Source organism: Mesorhizobium sp. M1E.F.Ca.ET.041.01.1.1 (assembly GCF_003997355.1).
In the GTDB taxonomy this organism is placed as follows: domain Bacteria; phylum Pseudomonadota; class Alphaproteobacteria; order Rhizobiales; family Rhizobiaceae; genus Mesorhizobium.
The window spans coordinates 1-22,629 of sequence record NZ_RZSL01000033.1; the positions used below are offsets into that span (position 1 = coordinate 1).

The window sequence follows — 22,629 nt, forward strand, 5'->3', positions numbered from 1 at the left end:
CAGTATGAGTTTCTAATGTGCCGACTGTCAATTCACCCGTAGCCGCTGCCTTACATTCAATGTGAAGGCCGCAAGGGCAAAGAGCAACATGATCAGCAATCCGTTAATGCGCCGCTGGCCGGCGGGCAGGAGGGCGCGCCCAGAAACCGGCACATGCGCATCGATGGCGCCGCGCGCGTCGACAGCCAAAGCATCGACGATACGCCCGCGCGAATCGACAATGGCGGAGATGCCGTTGTTGGCCGCACGCAACAAAGGCAATCCGTTCTCCACCGCACGGACCTGCGCCTGCCTGAAGTGCTGGTACGGACCTGGCGTGTCGCCAAACCAGGCGTCGTTGGTCACATTCACAATAAGTTCGGATGATGCAGCATCAGCCGCCACAAGATCGGGAAAAATGACCTCGTAGCAGATAAACGGAACCGCCCGCAGGCCATTCGGCACCGCGATCGAATGCCGCTCGTTGCCGGCGGCGAAATTCATCGGCCCGGCGACGAGCTGGCCGATGCCGAAACGCTCGAACAGGCCCTCAAAGGGCAGATACTCCCCGAACGGCACCAGATGCACCTTGTCGACGGCATCGACGATCTCGCCCTTGTCGTTGATCGCCACCACGGAATTGTAATAACGGCTGCTGCCGGCACTCCCCGAGCCGCCCTCCTCGCGCACGACGCCGGCGATCAGCATCTGGCCATCGCTCAGCATGTCGCCCAGTGCCGTCAGCGCGTCGGGACGCTCGGTGAACAGGAACGGCACGGATGTTTCCGGCCACAGGATCAGTTGCGGCCTGGCATGGCCCTGATCCGGCGCCTTTGCCGATATCCCCATCAGCGTGGCGAAGATGCGGTCGCGCACCGAGGCGTTCCATTTCTCGCTGAGATCGACGGCGGGCTGGACGATGCGGACGTCGATCGAGCGGGTTGCCGGCTCGGCCGGGACGGCAAGCCTGAAATAGCCGAAGCCGACATGCGCGGCGACAAGGGTGACGAACAGGGCAAGGCCCAGCCTCAGGTGCCGACGCGCGGCGACAAGAGCGGGAAGCGAAAAGACGAAGACGGCAAGCGCGTTCATACCGATCATGCCGGTCACCGACACGCTCTGCATCAGGAGCGGCACCGGCATCGCGGCGTAGCCGACGGCATTCCACGGAAAGCCGGTGAAGAGGAAGTCACGCAGCCACTCGGCGAGGCCGAAGCCGAAGGCGAGCGCCGCTATGCGGCCGATATCGCTGCTCCAGAAAAGCCGAGCCACGACCGCCGCGAAGCCGTAGAAAAAGGCGAGCGCGAAGGGGATGCCGACCACGGCGAAGGGCAAGGCCCAGGCGAAGCTGTCGGCCTCGACGAGAAGCGCCTGGCCGATCCACCACAGGCCGGCGAGGAAATAGCCGAAACCGAACCACCAGCCGATGGCGAAAGCCGGCCGAAGGCGGCGCAGCCAACCGTCTGAGGCTTCACCCGTTGAGCCGTCGAGCAGCCAGACAAGCACCGGAAACGAGACGAAGCAGACAGCGAAGAAATCGTAGGGCGCCTGGGCGAGCACCGCGAGCGCTCCGGCGGCAAACGCCACCAGCGCCCGCCGCCACCCCCACAGCAGAATTATCCGGCCGGCAAAGCGCTGCATATAGCTTCCCAAGTCGCGCGAATCAGGCAGCCTGAGATTTAACAGGCCGCGCCGCGTGATCCAAACACGGATGAGCGCAGCCTAATTCACGGTCGCGCGAGAGCGCGGCCGCTCTCGCTTTTTGACCAGCCGCATTTCTGCAACGCCACGCGATTCCGCTTGGCTGCAAAATCCTCAACGATGCCAGCCATCGATCCGCAGGCCGCTCAGCTGCTCGGCCTCTTCCTTCGAGACCACGCGGATGGTCTGGGTGAATGTCCATACGTGGCCTTCGGGATCGCAAGCCCGGTATTGCCTTTCGCCGTAGAAATGATCGACGGCTCCTCAATGATTTCGGCCCCCGCCATGCGCGCTTTTTCGCAATGAGCGTCGAGGCCTTCCCGCAGACGGATGTAAACCGACTGGGTGTTCTTGCCGCCGACCGAGGCCGGGCTGGCAATATGCTCGGCCCATTCGGAATCGACGATGATGTAGCCCTCGCCGAACCGCATTTCGGCATGCACGAGCCGCCCGTCGGCATCGCTCACCACCATGCTGGGCTCGAAACCGAAGGCTGCCTGAAGCCACGCCAGAGCCGCGCGCGGATCGCGATAGAAGACGCCGGAGCCCAGGACTGCGTGCTTGAACGGGTCGTCGACCGGCATGGCCCTAAGATGTCAGGCCTGCTCGGTGCGTGCCGCGCGGCGGCGCTGCCGTTCGCCCTTCGGGCTCTGCACGATGCGCACCCGCTTGACGCGGCGCGGGTCGGCGTCGAGCACGTGGAATTCGAAGCCCGGTATGGCCTGCACCACCTCGCCCCGGGCCGGGACCCGGCCAAGCGTGTTGAAGATCATGCCGCCGATGGTGTCGACATATTCGCCATGCTCGCCGGCGGCGAAATCCTCGCCGATCATCTTGGCGACCTCGTCGATCTCGGCCTTGCCGTCGACAACGAATACGCCGTCGCCGGCCTGGGTGATCATCGGCTCGTCGTCGTCGTGCTCGTCCTCGATGTCGCCGACCACCATCTCGACGATGTCCTCCAGCGAGGCGAGGCCGTCGGTGCCGCCATATTCGTCGATGACGAGCGCCATCTGGGTGCGGGTCGTCTGCATGCGCCCCATGAGGTCGGAGGCAAGCATGGAGGGCGGCACGAACAGCACAGGGCGGATCAGGTCGAGATCGCCGATGGTGCGCGCGAGATCGACCTGGGCGAGATCGAGAACGGTCGGCGTCGGGGTCTTCCTGTTCGCGCGGCCCTTCTTGACGCGGGCGACCTTGGTGATGTGGGCAAGAACGTCGCGGATGTGGACCATGCCGCGCGGATCGTCGAGCGTTTCGGAATAGACCGGCATGCGGGAATGGCCGGACTGCTCGAAAAGGCCAAGCAGATCGCCGAGCGACGTGGTGATCTCGACCGCTTCGATATCGGCGCGCGGCACCATCACATCCTCGACGCGCACCTCGCGCAGCCGCAGGATGTTGTTGAGCATGGCGCGCTCGCCGGGCGAAAAGGATTCGGCATCGCTCGCCGTCTCGGCCAGCGCGCCGGCGATCTCCTCGCGCAGGTTGGTGCCGTTGCGGTGCCGGAACAGGCCAAGCACGCGATCGAAGAGCGAAGGACCGGCATGCGAGGGCTCAGCGGCCGCGCTGCCGGTCGGAATACTCGGACTGGAGCCGTCTTCCGTCTTTTCGGAAGGCTTGGCCGCACTGCCAGCTTCCGGACGGGCGGCAGTTTCTGGTTTGTCGTTCATCGCCATCGGGTCAATTGGTCTTTTTTGTTACGCGTAGGGATCGGGAATGGCAAGCCTCGCAAGCGCCGCGCGCTCGATTGCTTCCATCTCCTCGGCCTCGGCGTCGGTCTCGTGATCATAGCCCAGAAGATGCAGCAGGCCATGGATGACGAGATGGGTGATATGGTTCGCCAGCGGCTTGTCTTCCAGGGTGGCCTCACGCGCGACCGTCTCGGAGGCCAGCACGATGTCGCCCAGCATCGGCGGCAGCTTGCCTCCTTTCGGGAAGGAAAAAGCCGGAAAAGACAAGACGTTGGTCGGTTTGTCCTTGCCGCGCCATTCGGCGTTGAGGGTCTGGATATGGGCATCGTCGGAAAAAACGATGCTGAGCTCCGAGGCGCCGTTCGAGCCGGCCTCGGCAAGGGCGGCGGCGGCCGCTCGATCTACCAGTCGTGCCAACTCCGCTTCCTCGGGCCAGTCGCCGGCCTCGATGAAAATATCGATGTCGAGCGGCGTCTCGCCGCTGGATCCCGGATTTTCAGCCATGGGGCTTTATTTCTTGTCTGAGCATGATCTTTCCCGAAAACCGCACACACTTTTCGGGATCATGCTCTAGTTCTCGGCGCCCAAGCCTCTCGCCAGCTTGCCGTCGCGATCATAGGCCTTGACGATCTCGGCGACCAGCGGATGCCTCACCACGTCGCCCTCGTTGAAGCGGACCGTGACGATGCCCGGCACGCCGTCGAGGATGCGCAGCGCCTCGACCAGGCCCGACTTGGTGTTGGGCGGCAGGTCGATCTGGGTCGGATCGCCGGTGACGATCATGCGCGAGTTCTCGCCGAGACGGGTCAGGAACATCTTCATCTGCATCGGCGTGGTGTTCTGCGCTTCGTCGAGGATCACCGCCGCATGCGCCAGCGTGCGGCCGCGCATGAAGGCCAGGGGCGCGATCTCGATGACCTCGGCGGCGATCGCCCGCTCGACCTTGTCGGCCGGCATCATGTCGTAGAGCGCATCATAGAGGGGCCGCAGATACGGATCGACCTTCTCCTTCATGTCGCCGGGCAGGAAGCCCAGCCGCTCGCCGGCTTCGACCGCAGGGCGCGAGAGCACGATGCGCTCGACCATGCCGCGCTCGAGCAGCATCGCCGCGTGCGCCACCGCCAGATAGGTCTTGCCGGTGCCGGCCGGGCCGATGCCGAAGACCATTTCGGAGCGCTCCAGCGCCCGCATATAGGCGTCCTGGTTGAGCGAGCGGGCATAGATCGTGCGCTTGCGTGTCGCGATCTGGGCGGCCGAGACCTTGCCCTTGCGCTCCATGGTCGGCAGCGTCAGCTGGTCGTCGGCGGCGATCGCCATGCGCACGGCGCCGTCGACGTCGGACTGGCCGATGTCGACGCCCTTCTGCAGGATGCCGTAGAGCGTATCCAGCGCGCGGCGCGCCTGCTCGGCGGCGGAAGCCGAGCCCTTGATCGCAAGTTGGTTGCCGCGCGAGCGGATGTCGACACCGAGCTTCTGCTCGAGCCGGGCCAGGTTCTCGTCGAACTGGCCGTAGAGGGCGCTGGCAAGCTTGTTGTTGTCGAAGGTCAGTACGATGTGCGCCATGTCGGAGGCCCCGGATGCCTGGTTCTGGGGCGGGTTCTTCAGTTCAGCAGCGCTCAACCGTCTCTCCTCATCTGCCGAGGCTTGTGGCTATGCATGCCGTTGTCCCAAAACCGCGAGCACTTTTGGGCGACATGCATCAGGCCAACTCGGCGAACAGGCTGTTTTGACCTGTCTTCGTGATTCGCACGTCAATAATGTCACCGATTCCGCCGGCCTTGTCGTCAACAATAACAGGCTGCAGCCATGGCGAGCGGCCGACTTTCTGACCGGGCCGACGACCCGGCTTCTCGATCAGCGTGCCGACGGTGCGGCCGACCAGGCCGGCGATGAAACTCTGCTGCTGCTCGTTGATCAACGACTGCAGGCGCTGCAGCCGCTCATCCTTCACCGCTTCGGGCACATGATCGTCCATCTCGGCGCCCGGCGTGCCGGGACGCGGCGAATATTTGAACGTGAAGGCCGAAGCGTAATTCACCTCTCGCACCAGCTCGAGCGTCGCCTCGAAATCCTCGTCCGTCTCGCCGGGGAAGCCGACGATGAAGTCGCCCGACATGGCGATATCGCCGCGCGCCGCGCGGATGCGCTCGATGAGTGCCAGATAGTCGCGTGCCGTATGCCTGCGATTCATCGCCTTGAGTATCCGGTCGGAACCAGACTGCACCGGTAAATGCAGATAGGGCATCAGGGCGGGCAGGTCACGGTGCGCGGCGATCAATTCGTCATCCATGTCGCGCGGATGGCTGGTGGTGTAGCGCAGCCGCGCCAGGCCGGGGATTTCCGCCAGGCGGAAGAGCAGCCGGCCAAGACCCCATTCCTCGCCGTTTTCGCCCTCGCCGTGCCAGGCGTTGACGTTCTGGCCGAGCAGCGTCACCTCGCGTACGCCGGCCTCGGCCAGGCGCCTTGCCTCGGCGACGATCTGCGCCACCGGCCGCGAGACTTCCGAGCCACGCGTATAGGGCACCACGCAGAAGGTGCAGAACTTGTCGCAGCCTTCCTGCACGGTGAGGAAGGCCGTGACGCCGCGCTTTGCCACTTCGGCGCGCCTCGGCTGCGGCAGATGCTCGAACTTGTCCTCGACCGCGTAGTCGGTCTCGACGATCTTTCCGCCGCCGCGGACCCTTGCCAGAACGTCGGGCAGCCGGTGATAGGTTTGCGGGCCGATGACGAGGTCGACCGCGGGCGCGCGGCGGATGATCTCGGCGCCTTCGGCCTGCGCCACGCAGCCGGCGACGCCGATCAGCAATTCGCGGCCGGCCTCGGCGCGCTCGGCCTTCATGTCGCGGATGCGGCCAAGCTCGGAATAGACCTTTTCCGCCGCCTTCTCGCGAATATGGCAGGTGTTGAGCAGCACCAGATCGGCATCCTCGACGGCATCGGTCGCGACATAGCCGTCGGCGGCCAGCGCATCGGTCATGCGCTGGGAATCGTAGACATTCATCTGGCAGCCATAAGTCTTGACGAAGACCTTCTTCGCCGCCCTGACAGGCGCCGGCTCGCGTTCAGGCGCCGTGCCGATGTCGTGACTTTCGATCGTGTTCAATTCCATCGGCCGGCTTCTAACGCCTTTCCGTGACAAAAAACAGACGATTCTGGTGGGTTATGGCGCCGCGCGTTCGGTTTTTGGGTCAGCCGCTAGCGGCTGGGACGTGGGTCGGCGAGCGCGGCCTGCATCATCTCGCGCACCTTCGCTTCCATCAATCTTGCCGTTTCCTTGCGGCTCGAGCCTTTGGCGAACGGCACCGGTTCGCCAAGATGCACCTCGGCATCGACAGCGCCTTCGGCAAGCAGGACCTTCAGATGCGGCATCAGGTCCTGATCGCCGATCCAGGAGGCCATCGGCCGGTGGCGGCGGCCCATCGGCACCCCATGCACCCGCGTATAGGCGATCGCCACCGGCTGGATGAAGACATGGTCCGCGGCCCCTTCCGAGATCGCCATCGAGGCAGCGCCGAACAAGGTGCTCTTGAACGGCAGCACCAGATTGCCGTCGCCGGTCGAGCCCTCGGCAAACAGCACCATGGCGTCGCCCTTGGCCATGCGCCTGGCGATCTCGCTCGCCTGGTCGCCGGAGCTGCGCTTGCGTTCGCGCTCGATGAAGACGGTGCGCTGCAGCTTGGACAGCATGCCGATCATCGGCCAGCCTTTCATGTCCGCCCTGGCGATGAACTTCACATCGACAAACGAGCCGAGCACCATGATGTCGGTCCAGGAGATGTGATTGGCCGCGATGAGCAAGGGGCGCTCCTTCGACAGCGCGCCCTTCACGTGCACGCGCATGCCGAGCGCCTTGAGGATCATGCCGTGCCAGATCTTCAGGACGACCGTTTCCGGCCAGAGCCCGGTCTTCATCGACAGGAGCTGCAGCGGCACCATCACCAGCGTGCCGGCGGCGACGAGGCCGAACGCCATGAAAATCCGCAATTTCCTGATCATTTCGCTCCGGCCCTATCGCGCCGCTTGGCTAGCGAAGATCGCGGCGCATGACAAGCGCGCCGGTTGGGCCGTGCTCGGTCGACCGATAGTAGTTCGGGCGCTGGCCGACCTGGCGGAAGCCGAGCCTGCGGTAGAGCGCGATCGCCGGCGCATTGGTCTCGTCGACCTCGAGGAAGAGCGCCTCGGCGCGCTGCGCGTGCAGTTCGCGCAGTACCGCGTCCATCAATTGCCAGCCGAGCCCCTGGCGGCGATGCGCGCGGGCGACGGCGACCGTCAGGATCTCGCCCTCGCCCGCCGCGAGCCGCGCCAGCACGAACCCGACCGGAGGTTTTGCCCCCTGCCCGGTCTCGCGCGCTGCGAAACCGAACACGGTGTCCTGTTCGAGGAGCGCCGCGAATTCGCCATCGGTCCAGGGGCGGACGAAATCCTCGCGATGCAGCACCGAGACGGCGGCGCTGTCGGCGACCGTCAGCGGCTCCAGCGCATAGTCCCTGCGGCGCGGCTGAAAGAAAGGGATGCGCATCAGGACTGTTTTCCCCGTGGATTCCGTTTTTGGGGATCATGGTGCTGTCTTGGCAATATGAACCCGGCCTGCGGCTTGGCGTCGGCGCCGCGCAGATAGAGCGGCTTCGGCTTTTCGCCTGGCCCCTTGGCGGCGGCCAGCCGGGCATAGGTCGCGATCTCGGCCGTGGCGGCGACGGGCCCGATGTCGAAGGTACCCTCGGCGGCCGCAGCGATCTGCGGCGCGGCGGTGCCGGCGAGGACCGCGGTCGCGTCGACCGCCATTGCGGTCGCTTCGGAAAGCGTGGCCACCGCAGGACCGTAAGTCAAGACTAACGCTTTGTCGAAAAGAGCCGCATGGAGCTCCTCTCGGCCGGCATCGAGCGCGGCAAGCACAGCGCGGCCGGGAAAGGTATTTGCGGCCTCCGCCGCCAGCGCTTCGAGGGTCGTCACGCCGATGGCCGGGATTTTCAACGCCAAAGCCAGGCCGCGCGCGGTCGAGACGCCGACGCGCAGGCCGGTGAAGGAACCGGGCCCGATCGAGACGGCGACGGCATCCAGGTCTTGATAGCCGATCCCACCGGCTTTCAAGGCGGCCTCGATGGCGGCCATCAAATGCTCGGCGTGCCCCTTGCCGAGGTCGAGCACATGGCGGCCAAGCTCGATACCCGCGCCCGCATCATAGACGCAGGCGGCGCAGAGATTGGCGGCGCAGTCGATGGCGAGCAGCTTCATGTTGGCAGCTTCATATGGCCGGTTAACGAACGCTTTCCCTCTGCCCGGCATGGCCCGCCGCCGCAAGGGCCAGGCCGCATAAATGTTAAGCGGCTTTGCTTCCAACCAATACAGAGGCGAAGCCGGCCATCAGGCCGCGGTCGCGATGCGCAGCATGTGGTTGTCCCAGACATAGTCAGGCTCGGAGCGCGCGGCACCAGCACCGCCAACGATCTCGCCGGCGCCCGTCGTCGCCATGAAGCTGGCACCGTCGGGGGCCAGGCCGCAAACCTCGACAAGCGATTTGGTCGCGACAATCCGCCCGCTGGCGGCGTCGATGACGGCGAGCGAATTGCCCTCCGGCGAGGTGACGGCGAGCGTGCCGGCGGCGGGATTGGCGGCGACCGAACCGATATAGTTGCGGAAGCCGGAGAGCACGTCCTGCGGCATCTCCAGCAGTTCGAGTTCCTTGCCGCGTGCGGCGCGCCCGACCAGCGCGGGGCGATCGGTCGCCGGTCCGCGATACTGGCAGCCGAACCAGACGGTGCCCGCCTGGTCGCGGTCCATGTGGCGGATCGAGAGCTGGTGCAGCGCTGGCGGGAGCTCATGCTTTTCGATCAGGTCGCCTGTGATGCGGTCGACCAGCGTGTAAGACGGCTTCATCGTTGCGACGTTTAGCTCTGCGCGGCCGAAATCCGGATGCGTTTCGATTCCGCCATTGGCAATGGCGAGCGTTCGGCCGTCGCCGAGCAGCAGCAATTCGTGCGGCCCCATGCCGTAGGTCGGGAATTCGCCGACGCGGCTGAACTTCGCCTTCGCGTCATAAACGCCGACGACACCGGCGGCGTTGTCAAAGTCGTTTTCGGTGGCATAGAGCAGCGCGCCGTCGGGCGAGAACACGCCATGGCCGAAGAAATGCCGCCCGGCGACGCTGGCGATGGTCAATGGCGGCTCGCGGCCGGCATGGTCGAAGACGACCGCGAAGGTGCCGGGCTGGCGGGCAAAGACGACCGAGCGTTTCGATACCGGATCGAAGGTGACGTCGTGGCCACGGTCGGGCAGATCGACGGTGTGCAGGATCTTGCCGGCCTCGGAGAGCACGGCGGCGCCGAAGCTGCCGTCGCGCTTGACGAAGGCCGTTGCAAAGACGGCGTCAGCAGCAAGCGTTTCCGCCCAGGCGCGCGGCGCCATGGCGGCGGCGAACCCTGCTCCGGCAGCGCGCAGGAAATCGCGGCGATCGATGAGCGAGGTCCTCAAAGCATCAATCCCCGTCGAGCGACGAAAAGCCGGCGGTGAGGCCGAACTCGGCGGTCATCCTGGTGCCGATCAACGTCGAAAGACTGGAGGTGATCAGCGCGAAGTGCTCGAGCTTGCCGCGCAGCGCCGGATCGGCAAGCGCCTTGTCGATCGGTCCGTTGACGGACTTCGCCGTCGCTACGCCGTTGGCGAGCTGGATGTGGATGGATTCGGCCATCCATTGTGCATCGCCGGGCAGCGCGTCGCCGAGTTTCGAGGCCTGGAACAACCGGTCGATGCCGGACAGATTTCCGGCCAGCGAAGTCGCCGTGTTCTGCGAGCGCCAGTAGATCGCCTGCTTCGGCTTGTCGGCGTCCGGCTTCGCGCCGAGGAAGCCCTTGAGGCGAACATCGCGAACCATGTCCAGCTCGTTGATGAAGACGCCGACCAGTTCCGTCACCGCTTCCGTGCCGTCGCGGTAGAGCGGGTTCTTCGGCCCGGGATTGGCCCACAGCGAAGCAAAGCCGTCGGGCTTGTTCCAGGCGTCGCGAACCTCTCCGGCGATCATTTCGATGTTGCCGGCAACCGCCGCGCCGTAGGCGCAGCGATAGGGATCATCTTTCTTGGCAAGCGTCTCGGCGCCATCGCCGAAAAGCAAATATTCAAGCGCGCCGAGCCCCTGCATGGCGACGCTCTTTCCCGCCAGTTGCGGCGGATCGGTGGCGGAAGGATCCTTGGCGGCGAGCGTCGCCTGCACCTGTCTCAAACCGATGCTCTTGCGGTCCGGCCAATAGAGCATGCGCTCCAGCCTGTTGTTCTCCTTGACCGGCCCGAAGGCGATGATCTCGGCCACCGACCAGGCCTCGACCGTGGCGGAAAAATCCGAGCGCGCCGCTTCGAGATTTTGCCCGGAAGGTGCCGCGCAAAGCTGGTGCATCGTCTTGGTCAGGCTCGTCGCACGGTCATCGAGGCTGGCATAGGCCGGGCGGACAAAGCCGTCGATCGCCCGCCCGATGACATCGGAGGCTTTGACCGCCGCCGAGGCCGGCGCGGCCAGCAACAGGGGAAGAGCAAGCGCGGCGGCCAGGCGTTTCAACATCAGAGCGACTCCAGGAATTTGATCAGCGCATCGCGGTCGGCCGCCGCGGCGGCGGCAAAGCGGTCGCGTGCCTTTTTGCCCTCGCCGCCGTGCCAGAGGATCGCCTCCTCAAGCGTGCGGGCGCGCCCATCATGCAGATAGAACGTATTGCCGTTGACCGTCGCGGTCAGGCCGATGCCCCAAAGCGGCGGCGTGCGCCATTCGCTGCCGCTCGCTTCCCCCACCCGCTGCCCGTCGGCCAGACCCTCACCCATGTCGTGCAGCAGGAAGTCGGAATAGGGCCAGATCAGCTGGAAGGCCTGCGCCTTGTTGGGCGTGCCGCGCAGGGTGACGAATTTCGGCGTGTGGCAGGAAATGCAGCCCATTTCGTAGAACTGCTTCTTGCCGGCAAGAACTTGCCGTGTGCCGATATCGCGGCGCGCCGGCACGGCCAGGTTCTGCGAATAGAAGGCGACGAGGTCCATGACCGGCGGCGGTGCCTCCGCAACACCCAGGCGCTCCTGCACGCCGTTCGGCATGGCGAGGCAATGCTTCTGCGTCGCGGTGCAGTCGCCCCAGGGCTTCGGCACCTCCGGCGTCGAGATGCCGATGTCGCCGGCAAAGGCGTCGGCGGCCTGCTCGCGGATCGATGCGGCCTGCGCCTTCCAGCCGAAGCGGCCAAGTGTCGCTTTGCCGCCTGGCGTGTCGCGCACGATGTTGGGCCGGCCGGAGATGCCGTCGCCGTCGCGGTCGTCCGGATCGGCATGGGCGAGGATATCGGCCGGCGCAATCTGCTCGATCAGGCCGAGGCCGATCATCGGTGGTGTCAGGCGCGGCGAGAGCGTGGTGCCTGGATCGAGCGGGCCATAGGCGAGGTCTGCGATCGAATAGCTGGGCTTGCGCAGCGAAACGACCGTGCCGTCGGCAAGCGTTACTTTCTGTTCCTGATATTCGACCCGCATGCGGCCCTCGCCCTTGAGGCCGGGAACCGCGAGATCCTGCAGTTGCGAGCCGTAAACCGGATCGGGGAAGTTCAGCGCCCTGTGGTCGGCAAGCGCTGCCTTCTCCTCCGCGTTGCTTGCGTCGCGCGCCAGCCGCAGGAACATCGAGGTGGAACCAACGCTGCCCTCGGGCGGACGGCCGCGGCCATCCTTCAGATGGCAGTTCTGGCAGGCGCGTTCGTTGAACAGCGGGCCGAGCCCGTCAGAGGCCTGCGTCGACGAAGGCGACGATACCCAGTTCTTGCGGAAAAGCGCGTTGCCGAGCTTGAAGGTCGCCTCTTCCTCGAAGGTGATGTTGGCGGAGGATTGCGAGAAGGCGTCCCGGTTGACGTCCTTGCGCGACGTACCTGCGCCGCCCTGCATCAGCTCGAACTGCTCGGGCTTGGAAAAATCAGTGGCCGGTCGGGTGACGGCCAGAACCCGCGCCTGATCCTTCGGCGTCAGGTCGGTTCGGCTGGAGGCAATGCCCGCTGGTTGCGACTCGCCAGCCATGGCCGAGGCGGACAGCGCGATCGCAAGCAAAAGCAAGGCCCCGCGACAATTGCTGTATCGCGGATTTCTCGGGAGCGGCAGGCCATCGATTCCGGCCCGCAGCGCGCGGCGCAAAAGCTTTACGGGGCGCCGCATTCCCGCATGTCCTTACTCCGCCTCGTTGGCCGGGTCGGCGTTGAGCTGGCCGTATTTTTCCTCGCCGATCGAGGCGAGCAGATCGAGCTGCGTCTCCAGGAAGTCGATGTGGCTTTCCTCGTCGGCAAGCAGGTCCTCGAACAGTTTCATCGACACGTAGTCGCCCTCGTCCTGACAGATCTCGCGCGAGCGCTTGTAGGAGGTGCGCGCGTCATATTCGCCGGCGAGATCGGATTCGAGCACTTCCTTCACGTTCTGGCCGATGCGCAGCGGCGCTACGGACTGCAGGTTCGGATGCCCTTCGAGGAAGATGATGCGGGCCACCAGCCGGTCGGCATGATGCATTTCCTCGATCGATTCCGCCCGCTCCTTCTTTGCCAGCCTGGTGTATCCCCAATCCTCGAGCAGACGATAGTGGACCCAGTACTGATTGACGGCCCCGAGTTCCAGAAACAGGGCTTCGTTAAGCCGCTCGATGATCTGCGGTTCGCCTTTCATGGAATCTGCTCCCGTATTGGACGCGCAAGCCTCTCACGCGGTCCAGGTGTGAAACGATGTCCACGCCGCTCCCCTCTGAACGGGCGTGGTAGTTCTCGGTGACCCGAATGATCGTTTCCACCACATTTGGGAAGCAGCCGCAACAGCGGCCGCGCTTGCCCACGGCATGATAGACCTTCGCCGGCACAATAAGCTGCCAGGGATCTTCATCCAGCAGACCGACGATCGTCTGCTCGATCTCCTTTTCGGTGATGATGTTGCAGTGGCAGATCAGCATTTACTTGCTCTGGCTGGCGGCACCGTTCCGGCGCCGCTTGGCTGTTACTCGCCCGACGTTACTTGAAGACTTTATCGGGCGCATCAAGGCTGTCGGAACCCTCGAAGGCGATGGCGTTGAGCTTGAGCGAGCCGACGGCGCGCTCGATCGACTTGGTCTGGTCGATCAACGCATCGATCGCCGCCTGCACCGTGGCGTTGCCTTGCGCGTTGCCCTCGGCGATCTGCTGGTCATAGGCCTCGCCGGCCAGCGCTCGCGCCTTGATCGCTTCGATCTTGGCGACCGTGACGTCGAGCTTGTCCGACAGTTCCTTGTCGATCGCCGGATCGGCGGCCTTGACCATGTCCGATACCGACGGGCCGGAAACCACGGTGCCGTCGAGACGCGTATAGCTGGCGTGATACGCGGCGCGGATGCCGATCGCATCATTGAGATGCGAGTTGTAGGTGTTGTCGGAGAAGCAGTCGTGCTCCTCCTCCGGATCGTGCAGCAAGAGGCCGAGCTTCATGCGTTCGCCGGCCAGCTCGCCATAGGACAGCGAGCCCATGCCGGTGAAGATCGTGGCGATGCCGGCATTCGGCTCGCCATCGGTAAGGGCCTTGCGCGCCGCACCGTCTTCCTTCCAGTTGCCGACCATTTCCTGCAGGTCGGAGACCAGCAGGTCGCTCGCCGACTTCAGATATTCGGCGCGGCGGTCGCAGTTGCCGCCGGTGCAGTTCTTGAGATCGTAGTCGGTGTAGGGACGCTCGCCGGCGCCGGGGCCTGTGCCGTGCAGATCCTGGCCCCAGAGCAGGAATTCGATGGCGTGATAGCCGGTCGCGACATTGGCCTCGACGCCGCCGGCTTCCTGCAGCGTGCCGGAAAGGAATTCGGGCGTCAGCTTCGAGGCGTCGACCTTCTTGCCGTTGATCTCGATCTCCTTGTTGGCGATGACATTGGCGGTATAGAGCGCGTTCTCGTCCGACTCCGTGCCATAGCTCTTGGCGACATAGTCGATCAGGCCTTCATCCAGCGGCCAGGAATTCAGCCGGCCTTCCCAGTCGTCGACGACCTTGTTGCCGAAGCGGTAGACCTCGGTCTGCTGGTAAGGGACGCGCGCCGCCTTCCAGGCCTCGCGGGCGGCGGTGAGCGTTTCGGCCGAGGGCCTGGCGATGAGCACATCGACGGCCTTGTCGAGCGCCTGCGCGGTGGTCAGCGAATCCTCGTACTTGGCCAATGCGATGTCGGCATAGGTCTTGATCACCGCCTTCGCATCGGTTTCGGCTTTCGCCGGCAGCACGAACACAGCAGCCGTCAGCGCCGCAGTGGCGCCGATCGCGGCAAGCCTGCTGCCCCAGCGTGACGTAACAACTCGTGGCCTGATCATCGCTTTCATCAATCCCATCTCCTCAGAAATTCAACGACATAGGCATGCGGCCGCGGGCGCGCGGCGCCAGCGCAAACACGAATGACCGTAAAGGCAAGGTTGCCGCGCAATGGCGCGGCCAATCAGCAACAGACACCGAAATGCCTCCAATCGAAAGGGTTCAAGGCCCAGACATCAAAGGGGTGCGCCAGGAGCGCAAGCTCCCCATAAAGCGGCGGAGCGGCAGGAAGTCAACTGGCGCGACAGGAAAAATCAATTGAAACAACAGTTTAGAATAATTCTAAACTGCAATTATCAACTTTAAGCCCGGTCACGCTGCCGAACATCCGCATTGACAGGCAGGCATTCTGGGTGCGACCCGGACCACGGCTCTTGCGGCGGCGGCAGACAATCGCCACCTGGCGGAAGATCCTAGATTTGAACGCAAAAAAGAGACTGCGATGAAGAACGGAGTGGTCATTGTCGGTGCGGGTCATGCCGGCGTGCAGGCGGCTGCGAGCCTGCGCGAGGAAGGCTATGACGGGCCGGTCATCCTGATCGGCGACGAGAACGAACTGCCCTATCACAAGCCGCCGCTGTCCAAGACCTTCATCAAGGATGCCGAAGCCAAGCCGCAGCCCTTGCGCGGCGAAGCTTTCTATTCCGGCAATGCCATCGACTACCGGCCGGGCGTGCGCATCGACAGGGTCGATATTGGCGCACGCAGGCTCGACGTTTCCGACGGCGGCGCAATTGCCTTCGACCGGCTGGTGCTCGCGACCGGCTCGCGGCCCCGTCTTCTCAAGCTCGACGGGGCGGAGCTTGCCGGCGTGGTGTCGCTGCGCTCGCTGGCCGACGCGCGGTTGATCCGCGAGCTCAGCGCGCTGAGCGAGGACGTCGTGATCCTCGGCGGCGGCTTCATCGGCCTGGAGATTGCGGCGACGCTGAGGGCCGCCGGCCGCAAGGTCACTGTCGTCGAGGCTCTCGACAGGCTGCTCGGCCGCGCCGTCGCGCCGGCGATCGCCGCGCATGTGCGCCAGCGCCTTGAGGCGATGGGTGTACGCGTGCTCACCGGCACCACTGTTGCAAGGCTCGACGGCGAAGCAGGCCGGGTCTCGGCCGCGATCACTTCCAGCGGCGAACGCCTGCCGACGCAGATGGTCATCATGGGCATCGGCGTGGTGCCCAATGTCGAGCTGGCGGAGGCCGCCGGCTTGGCTATCGGCAACGGCATCCGCGTCGACCAGCATATGCAGAGCTCAACGCCCGAAATCCTCGCGGTCGGCGATGCGGCATCCTACCGGCACTGGTTCACCGGTGGCGATGTGCGGCTGGAATCGGTGCAGAACGCCACCGACCAGGCGCGCCTTGCCGCGCGCACTATCCTTGGACATGCCGAACCCTTCTCCGCCGTGCCGTGGTTCTGGTCGGATATCGGCGACATGAAGCTGCAAATGGTGGGGCTGACGCAAGGTGGCGACAGCCATGTCGTGCTGGGCGAGCCGGCCGAGAACAAGTTCTCGATCTATCATTATGCCGGGAGCCGGCTGCTCGGCATCGAATCCGTCAACCGTCCGGCCGACCACATGCTCGGCCGCAAGATGCTCGGCGCAGGCTTCTCGCCGACGCCGCAGACGGTCGCGGCTGGGCCGGATGCGCTGAAGGCGGCACTTGCCGGGTTTCAGACCATGGAGCCGGCCAAGGCAGATGCGTAGCGTTGCCAATTTTTGCCATTCGCCATAAAATGGCAAAATGAGCACCATGAACATCTCACTGCCTGACAACCTGAAGCATTATGTCGATCAGCAAGTTATGGACCGCGGCTATGGCACGAGCAGCGAGTATGTGCGTGAACTGATCCGCCACGATCAGGATCGTCAACTTCTGCGCCGTTTGCTCCTCGATGGCGCGTCATCCTCGCCGGGCACCCCGGTTGACGATGACTATTTCGCAGCGCTGCGAAAACGAGCGCAGGGCCAATAAATTAGTGATCCCAAAGGCAATTGTTCCTCGAAGTCTTGCTTTGCGGGATATCGAGGACGCTGTTGATTATTATGCACGTGAAGCCGGTTCGCACGTGGCGTTGGGCTATGTCGAGGATCTTCAAAATGCCTACGAACTGATAGCCAGTCATCCGGCATCGGGCTCTCTGAGGCATGGTTATGAAATTGGATTGCCCGGTCTGCGCAGCCTGCAGTTCAAGCGCTATCCGTACCTGATCTTCTATATGGAACAGGCCGACCATATCGATGTGTGGCGGGTTCTGCATGCCAAGATGGATATTCCAGCTTGGCTACAGAACCCGAACTCCTGACGGCGCGTTCTCGCGCCTCGACGCAAGCCGTCAGGAGCAATGCGGGATCGCCATTCAGGCGGAACGCGCTTCGCGGATCGAAGTCTCCAGGATATCGAGCGCCTCGGTCATGACGCCGTCCTGGATGGTGATCGGCGACAGGAAGCGGATGACGTTGCCGTAGACGCCGCAGGTGAGCAGGATGAGGCCCTTGTCGAGGGCCTTCAGCCTCACCGCATTGGCGAATTCGGCCGACGGCAGGCCTTTCTTGACGTCGTTGAACTCGACCGCGTTCATGAAGCCGGGGCCGCGGATGTCGACGATCTCCGGCACGTCCTCGCGGATCGATTCCAGCCGCTGCTTCAGCCTGGCGCCGAGCGCGTTGGCGCGGTCGCAGAGCTTTTCCTCCTCGATGACGTCGAGCACGGCATGGGCCGCCGCCACGCCGATCGGGCTGCCGCCATAGGTGCCGCCGAGCCCGCCCGGGCCTGGTGCATCCATGATCTCGGCGCGGCCGGTGACGGCCGACAGCGGGAAGCCGCCGGCAAGGCTCTTGGCCATGGTGGTGAGATCGGGCGCCACGTCATGGTGCTCCATGGCGAACATCTTACCGGTGCGGGCAAAGCCGGTCTGCACCTCGTCGGCGACGAGCAGGATTCCGTGCTGATCGCAGATCTTGCGCAGCGCCGTCATGAAATCGCGCGGCGCCTCGTAGAAGCCGCCCTCGCCCTGCACCGGCTCGACGATGATGGCGGCGACGCGGGCCGGATCGACATCGGCCTTGAACAGCTTGTCGAGCGCCGCAAGCGAATCCGCGACCGAGATGCCATGCAGCGCGACCGGGAACGGCGCATGGAAGACATCGGCCGGCATGGCGCCGAAGCCGACCTTGTAGGGCACGACCTTGCCGGTCAGCGCCATGCCCATGAAGGTGCGGCCATGGAAGCCGCCGGAAAAGGCGATCACCGCCTGGCGGCCGGTGGCGTTGCGGGCAATTTTTATCGCGTTCTCGACCGCCTCGGCGCCGGTGGTGACGAAGATCGTCTTCTTGTCGAACTTGCCGGGCAGCATGCCGTTCAACCGCTCGGCGAGGCGCACATAGCTCTCATAGGGCACGACCTGGTGGCAGGTGTGGGTGAAGCGGTCGAGCTGCGCCTTGACCGCCGCGATCACCTTCGGGTGGCGGTGGCCGGTGTTGACCACGGCGATGCCGGACGAGAAGTCGATGTAGCGGCGGCCCTCGACATCCCAGATCTCCGAATTCTCGGCGCGGTCGGCGTAGATCTGCGTCGTCATGCCGACGCCGCGCGAGATCGACTGGTTCTTGCGTTCGGAAATGGCTGAATTTTTCATCTCGTCCCTCATCGGGCACACGCCCGCTCTGTTTTGATGCCGTCAAAGCCTCTTCTGGCCTTATTTCAGGTTTTCCTCAAGTCGGCACATTGGCCCAGTCGATTGGTCCTGTCTCGGCCGGAAATCGATCTTCGATCGCCAGGCGGAAACAGTTTCCTTTTCCGGCCGATCGACTATCCTCGCTTCATCCGCAACGTGCCGTCGTCAGAGGCGACCCCCTGCGGGCTGAGGGAACCATGAGCAGGATCGCGACATCGTCCGCCTCGCCGTCTTCACCGCCCCGCCCCTTGTCTCGTCCAAACACCTTGCTGCTGCTGGCCTGCGCCGCAGCGCTGCTGACGTCAGGCTGCCAGAAACAGCAGGCGGCGGAAAAGAAGCTGCCGGTGACGGTCAGCACGCAGACGGTCGCCTTTGCCGATTATGCGCCAAGAACCTCGCTCACCGGCGTGATCGCGGCCCGCACGCTCAACAATCTGTCGTTCCGCGTCGGCGGCCGCGTCGCCGAACGGCTGGTCGATGTCGGCCAGCATGTCGACCAGGGCGCGATGCTGGCCCGCATCGATCCGCAGGAGCAGGAATCCGACCTGCGCTCGGCGCAGGCCGATCTCGACGCGGCACAGGCGCAGCTCACCCAGGCCGCGGCCGCTTACCAGCGGCAGAAGACACTGCTTTCGCAGGGTTTTACGACCAGGCGCGACTTCGACAGCGCCGACCAGACGATGAAGGTTGCGCAAGGCAGTGTCGATGCCGCGCAAAGCGCTTTAGCCAACGCCAAGGAGAACCTCTCCTACACCGAGCTCAAGGCGGGTGCCGCCGGGGTGATCACCGCCCGACAGGTCGAGGCCGGGCAGGTGGTGCAGGCGGCTCAAACCGTCTTCACCATCGCCGAGGACGGCGACCGCGATGCCGTCTTCAACGTGCAAGAGACGCTCGTTGCCCAGACGCCTTCGTCACCCGCGGTGACGATCACGCTGCTCTCCGACCCGCAGGTCAAGGCGAGGGGCAAGGTCAGGGAAATCTCGCCGGCGGTCGACACCGCGTCGGGATCGATCCGGGTCAAGGTCGGCATACCCGACACACCGGCAGGCATGCCACTGGGTGCGGCCGTCATCGGCACCGTCAGCGCCAAGCCCGTGAAGGCCGTCCTGCTCCCCTGGCAGGCGCTGACGTCTAGCGCCGGCAAGCCCGCCGTCTGGATCGTCGACCCGTCGACAAAGGCGGTGGCGACGACGCCGATCGAAGTGCTGGCCTTTGATTCCGGCGTGGTCGTCGTCGACAACGGGCTCGAGGCCGGCCAGAGCGTCGTCACCGCAGGCGGGCAGTTGCTCAGCCCGGGACAGACGATCGCGACAGCGGGAGCCGGACAATGAGACGGTCGCCTTGCGTCGCCGCTCTCATTCTCGTCGCATCGCTTGCCGGCTGCTCGCGCTCGGAAGACAAGCCGCCCGAGATCGTCCGACCGGTGTTGTCGGTGGTCGTCGAACCGAAGTCCGTGGAGACTTTTGGTTTTGCCGGGACGGTCGAACCGCAGTACAGCGCCGACCTTTCCTTCCGCCTGCTCGGCCGCGTCGTCTCGCGCGACGTCAAGGTCGGCGACATCGTCAGCAAGGGAACGACGATCGCCGCGCTCGATCCGACGGCGCTGGAGCTTGCACTCCAGGCATCGAAAGCGGATTTGTCGAATGCCCAGGCGCAGTTCGCCAATGCCTCGGCGAGCGAGGAGCGGCAGCGCGCCCTGCTCGCCTCCGCCAACACCTCGCAGGCCGTCTATGATGCCGCGCAGCAGGCGAGGCAAGCCGCGGCAGCCGGCGTCGAGCGGGCGAATGCCGCCTTGGCCAAGTCGCGAGAGCAGCTCGGCTATGCGCGGCTGTTCTCCGATTTCGACGGCGTCGTCACCGCGGTCGGCGCCGAGGTCGGCCAGACGGTTTCGCCGGGACAGACCGTCGTCACCGTGGCGCGAACCGATCCGCGCGAGGCGGTGGTCGACATTCCCGACCAGCTCACCGGCGATCTCACCGTCGGCACGCCGTTCCAGATCATCCTGCAGTCGCTGCCCTCGATCACGACCGAGGCCAAGCTGCGCGAGATCGCGCCGCAGGCCGAAGGCTCGACCCGTACCCGCCGCGTACGGTTGACGCTCACCGATCCGCCGACGGCGTTCCGGCTGGGCTCGACGATCACGGCGATGCGCATGACCAAGGTAGCGCCGACGATCGAATTGCCGATGTCGGCGCTGCTCGAAAAAGACGGCGCCGAGAAGGTTTGGATCGTCGATCCGCAGACGTCGAGCGTCAGCGCGCGCGAGATCAAGATCGCCTCGAAGAGCAGGGGCACTTTCACGGTGGCTTCAGGGCTCGAGGCCGGCATGCGCGTCGTCACGGCAGGTGTCCACAGCCTCGCCGAAGGTCAGAAGGTCAAAGTGCCCGAGGGAGGGGCCTCATGAAGGGCTTCAACCTCTCCGACTGGGCGCTTAGCCACCGCTCGCTGGTGTGGTATTTCATGCTGGTCTTCGTGGTGGCCGGCATCTTCTCCTATCTCAACCTCGGACGCGAGGAAGACCCGGCCTTCACCATCAAGACGATGCTGATCCAGGCCAACTGGCCGGGCGCCTCCGTCGACGAGACGGTGCGCCAGGTGACCGACCGCATCGAAAAGAAGCTCGAGGAATTGGACAGCCTCGACTACACCAAATCCGTCACCACCGCCGGCAAGACCGTCATCTTCGTCAACCTGAAGCCGACCACCAAGGCGCGCGATGTCGCGCCGACCTGGCTGCAGGTGCGCAACATGGTCGACGATATCTCCTCGCAGTTCCCGCAAGGCGTGCAGGGGCCGTTCTTCAACGACCGCTTCGGCGACGTCTACGGCAACATCTACGCCTTCACCGCCGACGGGCTGACACCGCGCCAGCTTCGCGACTATGTCGAGGATGTCCGCACCAAGATCCTGACCGTGCCGAACGCCGGCAAGGTCGACCTCGTCGGCGCCCAGGACGAAGCGATCTATCTCGAATTCTCGAGCCGCCAGATCGCCGCACTCGGCCTCAACCAGCAGCAGATCGTCGCCAGCCTGCAGGCGCAGAACGCCATCACGCCGTCCGGCGTCATCCAGTCAGGGCCGGAGCGCATCAGCGTGCGCGTCGGCGGCCAGTTCACCTCCGAGGAGAGCCTGCGCGCCATCAATCTGCGCGTCAACGACCGCTTCTTCCGGCTGAGCGACGTGGCGACGATCAGGCGTGGCTATGTCGATCCGCCGACGGCGCTGTTCCGCTTCAACGGCCAGGACGCGATCGGGCTCGCCATCGGCATGAAGCCCAACGCCAATCTGCTCGAATTCGGCGAGGCGCTGCACGACGAGATGCAGAAGGTGCTGGCCGATTTGCCGGTCGGCGTCGGCGTGCATCTGGTGGCCGACCAGCCGGTGATCGTCGAGGAAGCGGTGTCGGGCTTCACGCGGGCGCTGTTCGAGGCGGTGGCGATCGTGCTCGCCGTCTCCTTCATCAGCCTCGGCCTGCGCGCCGGCTTCGTCGTGGCGCTGTCGATCCCGCTGGTTTTAGCCATCACCTTCACGGTCATGGCCTATCTCGGCATCTCGCTGCAGCGCATTTCGCTGGGCGCCTTGATCATCGCGCTCGGCCTGCTGGTCGACGACGCGATGATCGCGGTGGAAATGATGGTGGCGCGGCTGGAGGTCGGCGACAATCTGCGCAAGGCGGCGACCTATGTCTATACCTCGACCGCCTTTCCGATGCTGACCGGCACGCTGGTGACGGTCGCCGGCTTCATCCCGATCGGCCTCAACTCGAGCGCGGCCGGCGAGTACACCTTCACGCTGTTCGTGGTCATCGCCGTGTCGCTCCTGGTGTCATGGATCGTTGCGGTGCTGTTCGCACCGCTGCTTGGCGTCACCATCCTGCCGGCGACGATGAAGACCAAGCACCACGACCAGCCCGGACGCTTCACCTCGCTGTTCCGGCGCGTGCTCGTCCTCTCGGTGCGGCGCCATTGGCTGACCATCATCGCGACCGTGCTTCTCTTCGCAGCCTCCATAGCCGGCTTCGGGCTGGTGCAGCAGCAGTTCTTCCCGCCTTCCGACCGGCCGGAGCTGATCGTCGACTGGAACCTTCCGCAAAACTCGTCGATCGCCGAGACGCGCGACCAGATGCAGCGCTTCGAGCAGCGGGCGCTGGTCGGCAATCCCGACATCGACCATTTTTCGTCCTATATCGGCCAGGGCGCGGTGCGCTTCCTGCTCGCCTATGACGTGCAGCCGGCCAACCCCTATTTCGGCCAGACGGTCATCGTCACCAAGAGCATAGAGGCGCGCAACCGGGTGA

At 64.8% G+C, this 22,629-nt stretch carries 21 protein-coding genes and 1 pseudogene; 6 read left to right on the plus strand and 16 right to left on the minus strand.

Going from position 1 to position 22,629, the window contains the following annotated elements:
• Window positions 1–27: 27 nt before the first annotated feature.
• From lnt to EOA38_RS05360, 15 genes and pseudogenes are all read right to left on the minus strand, one after another.
• Entirely contained in the window at window positions 28–1,620 is a 1,593-nt protein-coding gene (lnt, locus tag EOA38_RS05290) for an apolipoprotein N-acyltransferase (RefSeq protein ID WP_127298676.1), read from the minus strand.
• 174 nt (window positions 1,621–1,794) lie between these two features.
• A pseudogene (locus tag EOA38_RS05295) lies at window positions 1,795–2,264 on the minus strand (VOC family protein).
• A 12-nt stretch (window positions 2,265–2,276) separates the two neighbouring features.
• Window positions 2,277–3,353: a hemolysin family protein gene (locus EOA38_RS05300; protein WP_126090360.1), complete on the minus strand. Its 1,077-nt coding sequence runs from the start codon at window positions 3,351–3,353 to the stop codon at window positions 2,277–2,279.
• Window positions 3,354–3,380: 27 nt separating this feature from the next.
• On the minus strand, window positions 3,381–3,878 hold the full coding sequence (ybeY, locus tag EOA38_RS05305) for an rRNA maturation RNase YbeY (protein ID WP_126090361.1): 498 nt from the start codon (window positions 3,876–3,878) through the stop codon (window positions 3,381–3,383).
• Between the two features lie 66 nt (window positions 3,879–3,944).
• Entirely contained in the window at window positions 3,945–4,937 is a 993-nt protein-coding gene (locus EOA38_RS05310) for a PhoH family protein (protein ID WP_245464920.1), read from the minus strand.
• A gap of 136 nt (window positions 4,938–5,073) precedes the next feature.
• Entirely contained in the window at window positions 5,074–6,483 is a 1,410-nt protein-coding gene (gene miaB, locus EOA38_RS05315) for a tRNA (N6-isopentenyl adenosine(37)-C2)-methylthiotransferase MiaB (protein WP_127298677.1), read from the minus strand.
• Between the two features lie 86 nt (window positions 6,484–6,569).
• Window positions 6,570–7,370 (minus strand): lysophospholipid acyltransferase family protein, encoded by an 801-nt coding sequence (locus EOA38_RS05320; RefSeq protein WP_126090364.1) that lies wholly within the window; start codon window positions 7,368–7,370, stop codon window positions 6,570–6,572.
• 28 nt (window positions 7,371–7,398) lie between these two features.
• On the minus strand, window positions 7,399–7,893 hold the full coding sequence (gene rimI / locus EOA38_RS05325; RefSeq protein WP_126090365.1) for a ribosomal protein S18-alanine N-acetyltransferase: 495 nt from the start codon (window positions 7,891–7,893) through the stop codon (window positions 7,399–7,401).
• A complete protein-coding gene (gene tsaB, locus EOA38_RS05330) occupies window positions 7,893–8,606 on the minus strand; it encodes a tRNA (adenosine(37)-N6)-threonylcarbamoyltransferase complex dimerization subunit type 1 TsaB (protein ID WP_126090366.1) in 714 nt (237 codons plus the stop codon). The genes rimI and tsaB overlap by 1 nt, the downstream gene beginning before the upstream one ends.
• A 129-nt stretch (window positions 8,607–8,735) precedes the next feature.
• Entirely contained in the window at window positions 8,736–9,842 is a 1,107-nt protein-coding gene (locus EOA38_RS05335) for a DUF1513 domain-containing protein (RefSeq protein WP_127298678.1), read from the minus strand.
• A gap of 4 nt (window positions 9,843–9,846) precedes the next feature.
• Window positions 9,847–10,920 (minus strand): imelysin family protein, encoded by a 1,074-nt coding sequence (locus tag EOA38_RS05340; protein WP_127298679.1) that lies wholly within the window; start codon window positions 10,918–10,920, stop codon window positions 9,847–9,849.
• On the minus strand, window positions 10,920–12,527 hold the full coding sequence (locus EOA38_RS05345) for a di-heme oxidoredictase family protein (protein ID WP_127298680.1): 1,608 nt from the start codon (window positions 12,525–12,527) through the stop codon (window positions 10,920–10,922). The genes EOA38_RS05340 and EOA38_RS05345 overlap by 1 nt, the downstream gene beginning before the upstream one ends.
• A 12-nt stretch (window positions 12,528–12,539) precedes the next feature.
• Complete coding sequence (gene bfr / locus EOA38_RS05350; protein WP_126090370.1) at window positions 12,540–13,025, minus strand: bacterioferritin; 486 nt, start codon at window positions 13,023–13,025, stop codon at window positions 12,540–12,542.
• Window positions 12,991–13,302 carry a (2Fe-2S)-binding protein gene (locus EOA38_RS05355; protein ID WP_127298681.1) on the minus strand — a complete coding sequence of 104 codons (312 nt, stop codon included), beginning with the start codon at window positions 13,300–13,302 and terminating at the stop codon, window positions 12,991–12,993. Before EOA38_RS05355 ends, bfr begins: the two co-directional genes overlap by 35 nt.
• A 58-nt stretch (window positions 13,303–13,360) precedes the next feature.
• The gene (locus tag EOA38_RS05360; RefSeq protein WP_127298687.1) at window positions 13,361–14,668 is read right to left on the minus strand and encodes an imelysin family protein; all 1,308 of its coding nucleotides are present in this window, start codon (window positions 14,666–14,668) and stop codon (window positions 13,361–13,363) included.
• A 440-nt stretch (window positions 14,669–15,108) separates the two neighbouring features.
• Between EOA38_RS05360 and EOA38_RS05365 the strand changes: the two genes are divergently transcribed.
• From EOA38_RS05365 to EOA38_RS05375, 3 genes are read left to right on the plus strand one after another with little or no spacing between them, the layout of a single operon-like run.
• Window positions 15,109–16,362 carry an FAD-dependent oxidoreductase gene (locus EOA38_RS05365; protein ID WP_127298682.1) on the plus strand — a complete coding sequence of 418 codons (1,254 nt, stop codon included), beginning with the start codon at window positions 15,109–15,111 and terminating at the stop codon, window positions 16,360–16,362.
• Window positions 16,363–16,399: 37 nt separating this feature from the next.
• Window positions 16,400–16,630, plus strand: a complete 231-nt coding sequence (locus EOA38_RS05370; RefSeq protein WP_127298683.1) for a type II toxin-antitoxin system ParD family antitoxin — start codon at window positions 16,400–16,402, stop codon at window positions 16,628–16,630.
• Window positions 16,587–16,961 (plus strand): type II toxin-antitoxin system RelE/ParE family toxin, encoded by a 375-nt coding sequence (locus tag EOA38_RS05375; RefSeq protein ID WP_189434507.1) that lies wholly within the window; start codon window positions 16,587–16,589, stop codon window positions 16,959–16,961. The genes EOA38_RS05370 and EOA38_RS05375 overlap by 44 nt, the downstream gene beginning before the upstream one ends.
• A gap of 54 nt (window positions 16,962–17,015) precedes the next feature.
• Here the strand turns inward: EOA38_RS05375 and EOA38_RS05380 are convergent, their stop codons facing one another.
• Complete coding sequence (locus EOA38_RS05380) at window positions 17,016–18,293, minus strand: 4-aminobutyrate--2-oxoglutarate transaminase (protein WP_127298684.1); 1,278 nt, start codon at window positions 18,291–18,293, stop codon at window positions 17,016–17,018.
• A gap of 236 nt (window positions 18,294–18,529) precedes the next feature.
• On the opposite strand from EOA38_RS05380, the gene EOA38_RS05385 reads away from it, so the two are divergent.
• The 3 genes from EOA38_RS05385 to EOA38_RS05395 form a co-directional block, all read left to right on the plus strand.
• On the plus strand, window positions 18,530–19,663 hold the full coding sequence (locus EOA38_RS05385; RefSeq protein ID WP_127298685.1) for an efflux RND transporter periplasmic adaptor subunit: 1,134 nt from the start codon (window positions 18,530–18,532) through the stop codon (window positions 19,661–19,663).
• Entirely contained in the window at window positions 19,660–20,736 is a 1,077-nt protein-coding gene (locus EOA38_RS05390; RefSeq protein WP_127298686.1) for an efflux RND transporter periplasmic adaptor subunit, read from the plus strand. Before EOA38_RS05385 ends, EOA38_RS05390 begins: the two co-directional genes overlap by 4 nt.
• Window positions 20,733–22,629: efflux RND transporter permease subunit (locus EOA38_RS05395; RefSeq protein WP_145965924.1), on the plus strand; the 1,897-nt coding region annotated here is incomplete at its 3' end. The genes EOA38_RS05390 and EOA38_RS05395, both read left to right, overlap by 4 nt.

Excerpts from the sequence above, each read along its gene's own strand:
- lnt (WP_127298676.1), bottom strand. The coding sequence starts at position 1,620 with ATGCAGCGCTTTGCCGGCCGGATAATTCTGCTGTGGGGGTGGCGGCGG.
- EOA38_RS05300 (WP_126090360.1), bottom strand. The coding sequence starts at position 3,353 with ATGAACGACAAACCAGAAACTGCCGCCCGTCCGGAAGCTGGCAGTGCG.
- ybeY (WP_126090361.1), bottom strand. The coding sequence starts at position 3,878 with ATGGCTGAAAATCCGGGATCCAGCGGCGAGACGCCGCTCGACATCGAT.
- EOA38_RS05310 (WP_245464920.1), bottom strand. The coding sequence starts at position 4,937 with ATGGCGCACATCGTACTGACCTTCGACAACAACAAGCTTGCCAGCGCC.
- miaB (WP_127298677.1), bottom strand. The coding sequence starts at position 6,483 with ATGGAATTGAACACGATCGAAAGTCACGACATCGGCACGGCGCCTGAA.
- EOA38_RS05320 (WP_126090364.1), bottom strand. The coding sequence starts at position 7,370 with ATGATCAGGAAATTGCGGATTTTCATGGCGTTCGGCCTCGTCGCCGCC.
- rimI (WP_126090365.1), bottom strand. The coding sequence starts at position 7,893 with ATGCGCATCCCTTTCTTTCAGCCGCGCCGCAGGGACTATGCGCTGGAG.
- tsaB (WP_126090366.1), bottom strand. The coding sequence starts at position 8,606 with ATGAAGCTGCTCGCCATCGACTGCGCCGCCAATCTCTGCGCCGCCTGC.
- EOA38_RS05340 (WP_127298679.1), bottom strand. The coding sequence starts at position 10,920 with ATGTTGAAACGCCTGGCCGCCGCGCTTGCTCTTCCCCTGTTGCTGGCC.
- EOA38_RS05345 (WP_127298680.1), bottom strand. The coding sequence starts at position 12,527 with ATGCGGCGCCCCGTAAAGCTTTTGCGCCGCGCGCTGCGGGCCGGAATC.
- bfr (WP_126090370.1), bottom strand. The coding sequence starts at position 13,025 with ATGAAAGGCGAACCGCAGATCATCGAGCGGCTTAACGAAGCCCTGTTT.
- EOA38_RS05355 (WP_127298681.1), bottom strand. The coding sequence starts at position 13,302 with ATGCTGATCTGCCACTGCAACATCATCACCGAAAAGGAGATCGAGCAG.
- EOA38_RS05360 (WP_127298687.1), bottom strand. The coding sequence starts at position 14,668 with ATGATCAGGCCACGAGTTGTTACGTCACGCTGGGGCAGCAGGCTTGCC.
- EOA38_RS05365 (WP_127298682.1), top strand. The coding sequence starts at position 15,109 with ATGAAGAACGGAGTGGTCATTGTCGGTGCGGGTCATGCCGGCGTGCAG.
- EOA38_RS05370 (WP_127298683.1), top strand. The coding sequence starts at position 16,400 with ATGAGCACCATGAACATCTCACTGCCTGACAACCTGAAGCATTATGTC.
- EOA38_RS05375 (WP_189434507.1), top strand. The coding sequence starts at position 16,587 with ATGACTATTTCGCAGCGCTGCGAAAACGAGCGCAGGGCCAATAAATTA.
- EOA38_RS05380 (WP_127298684.1), bottom strand. The coding sequence starts at position 18,293 with ATGAAAAATTCAGCCATTTCCGAACGCAAGAACCAGTCGATCTCGCGC.
- EOA38_RS05385 (WP_127298685.1), top strand. The coding sequence starts at position 18,530 with ATGAGCAGGATCGCGACATCGTCCGCCTCGCCGTCTTCACCGCCCCGC.
- EOA38_RS05390 (WP_127298686.1), top strand. The coding sequence starts at position 19,660 with ATGAGACGGTCGCCTTGCGTCGCCGCTCTCATTCTCGTCGCATCGCTT.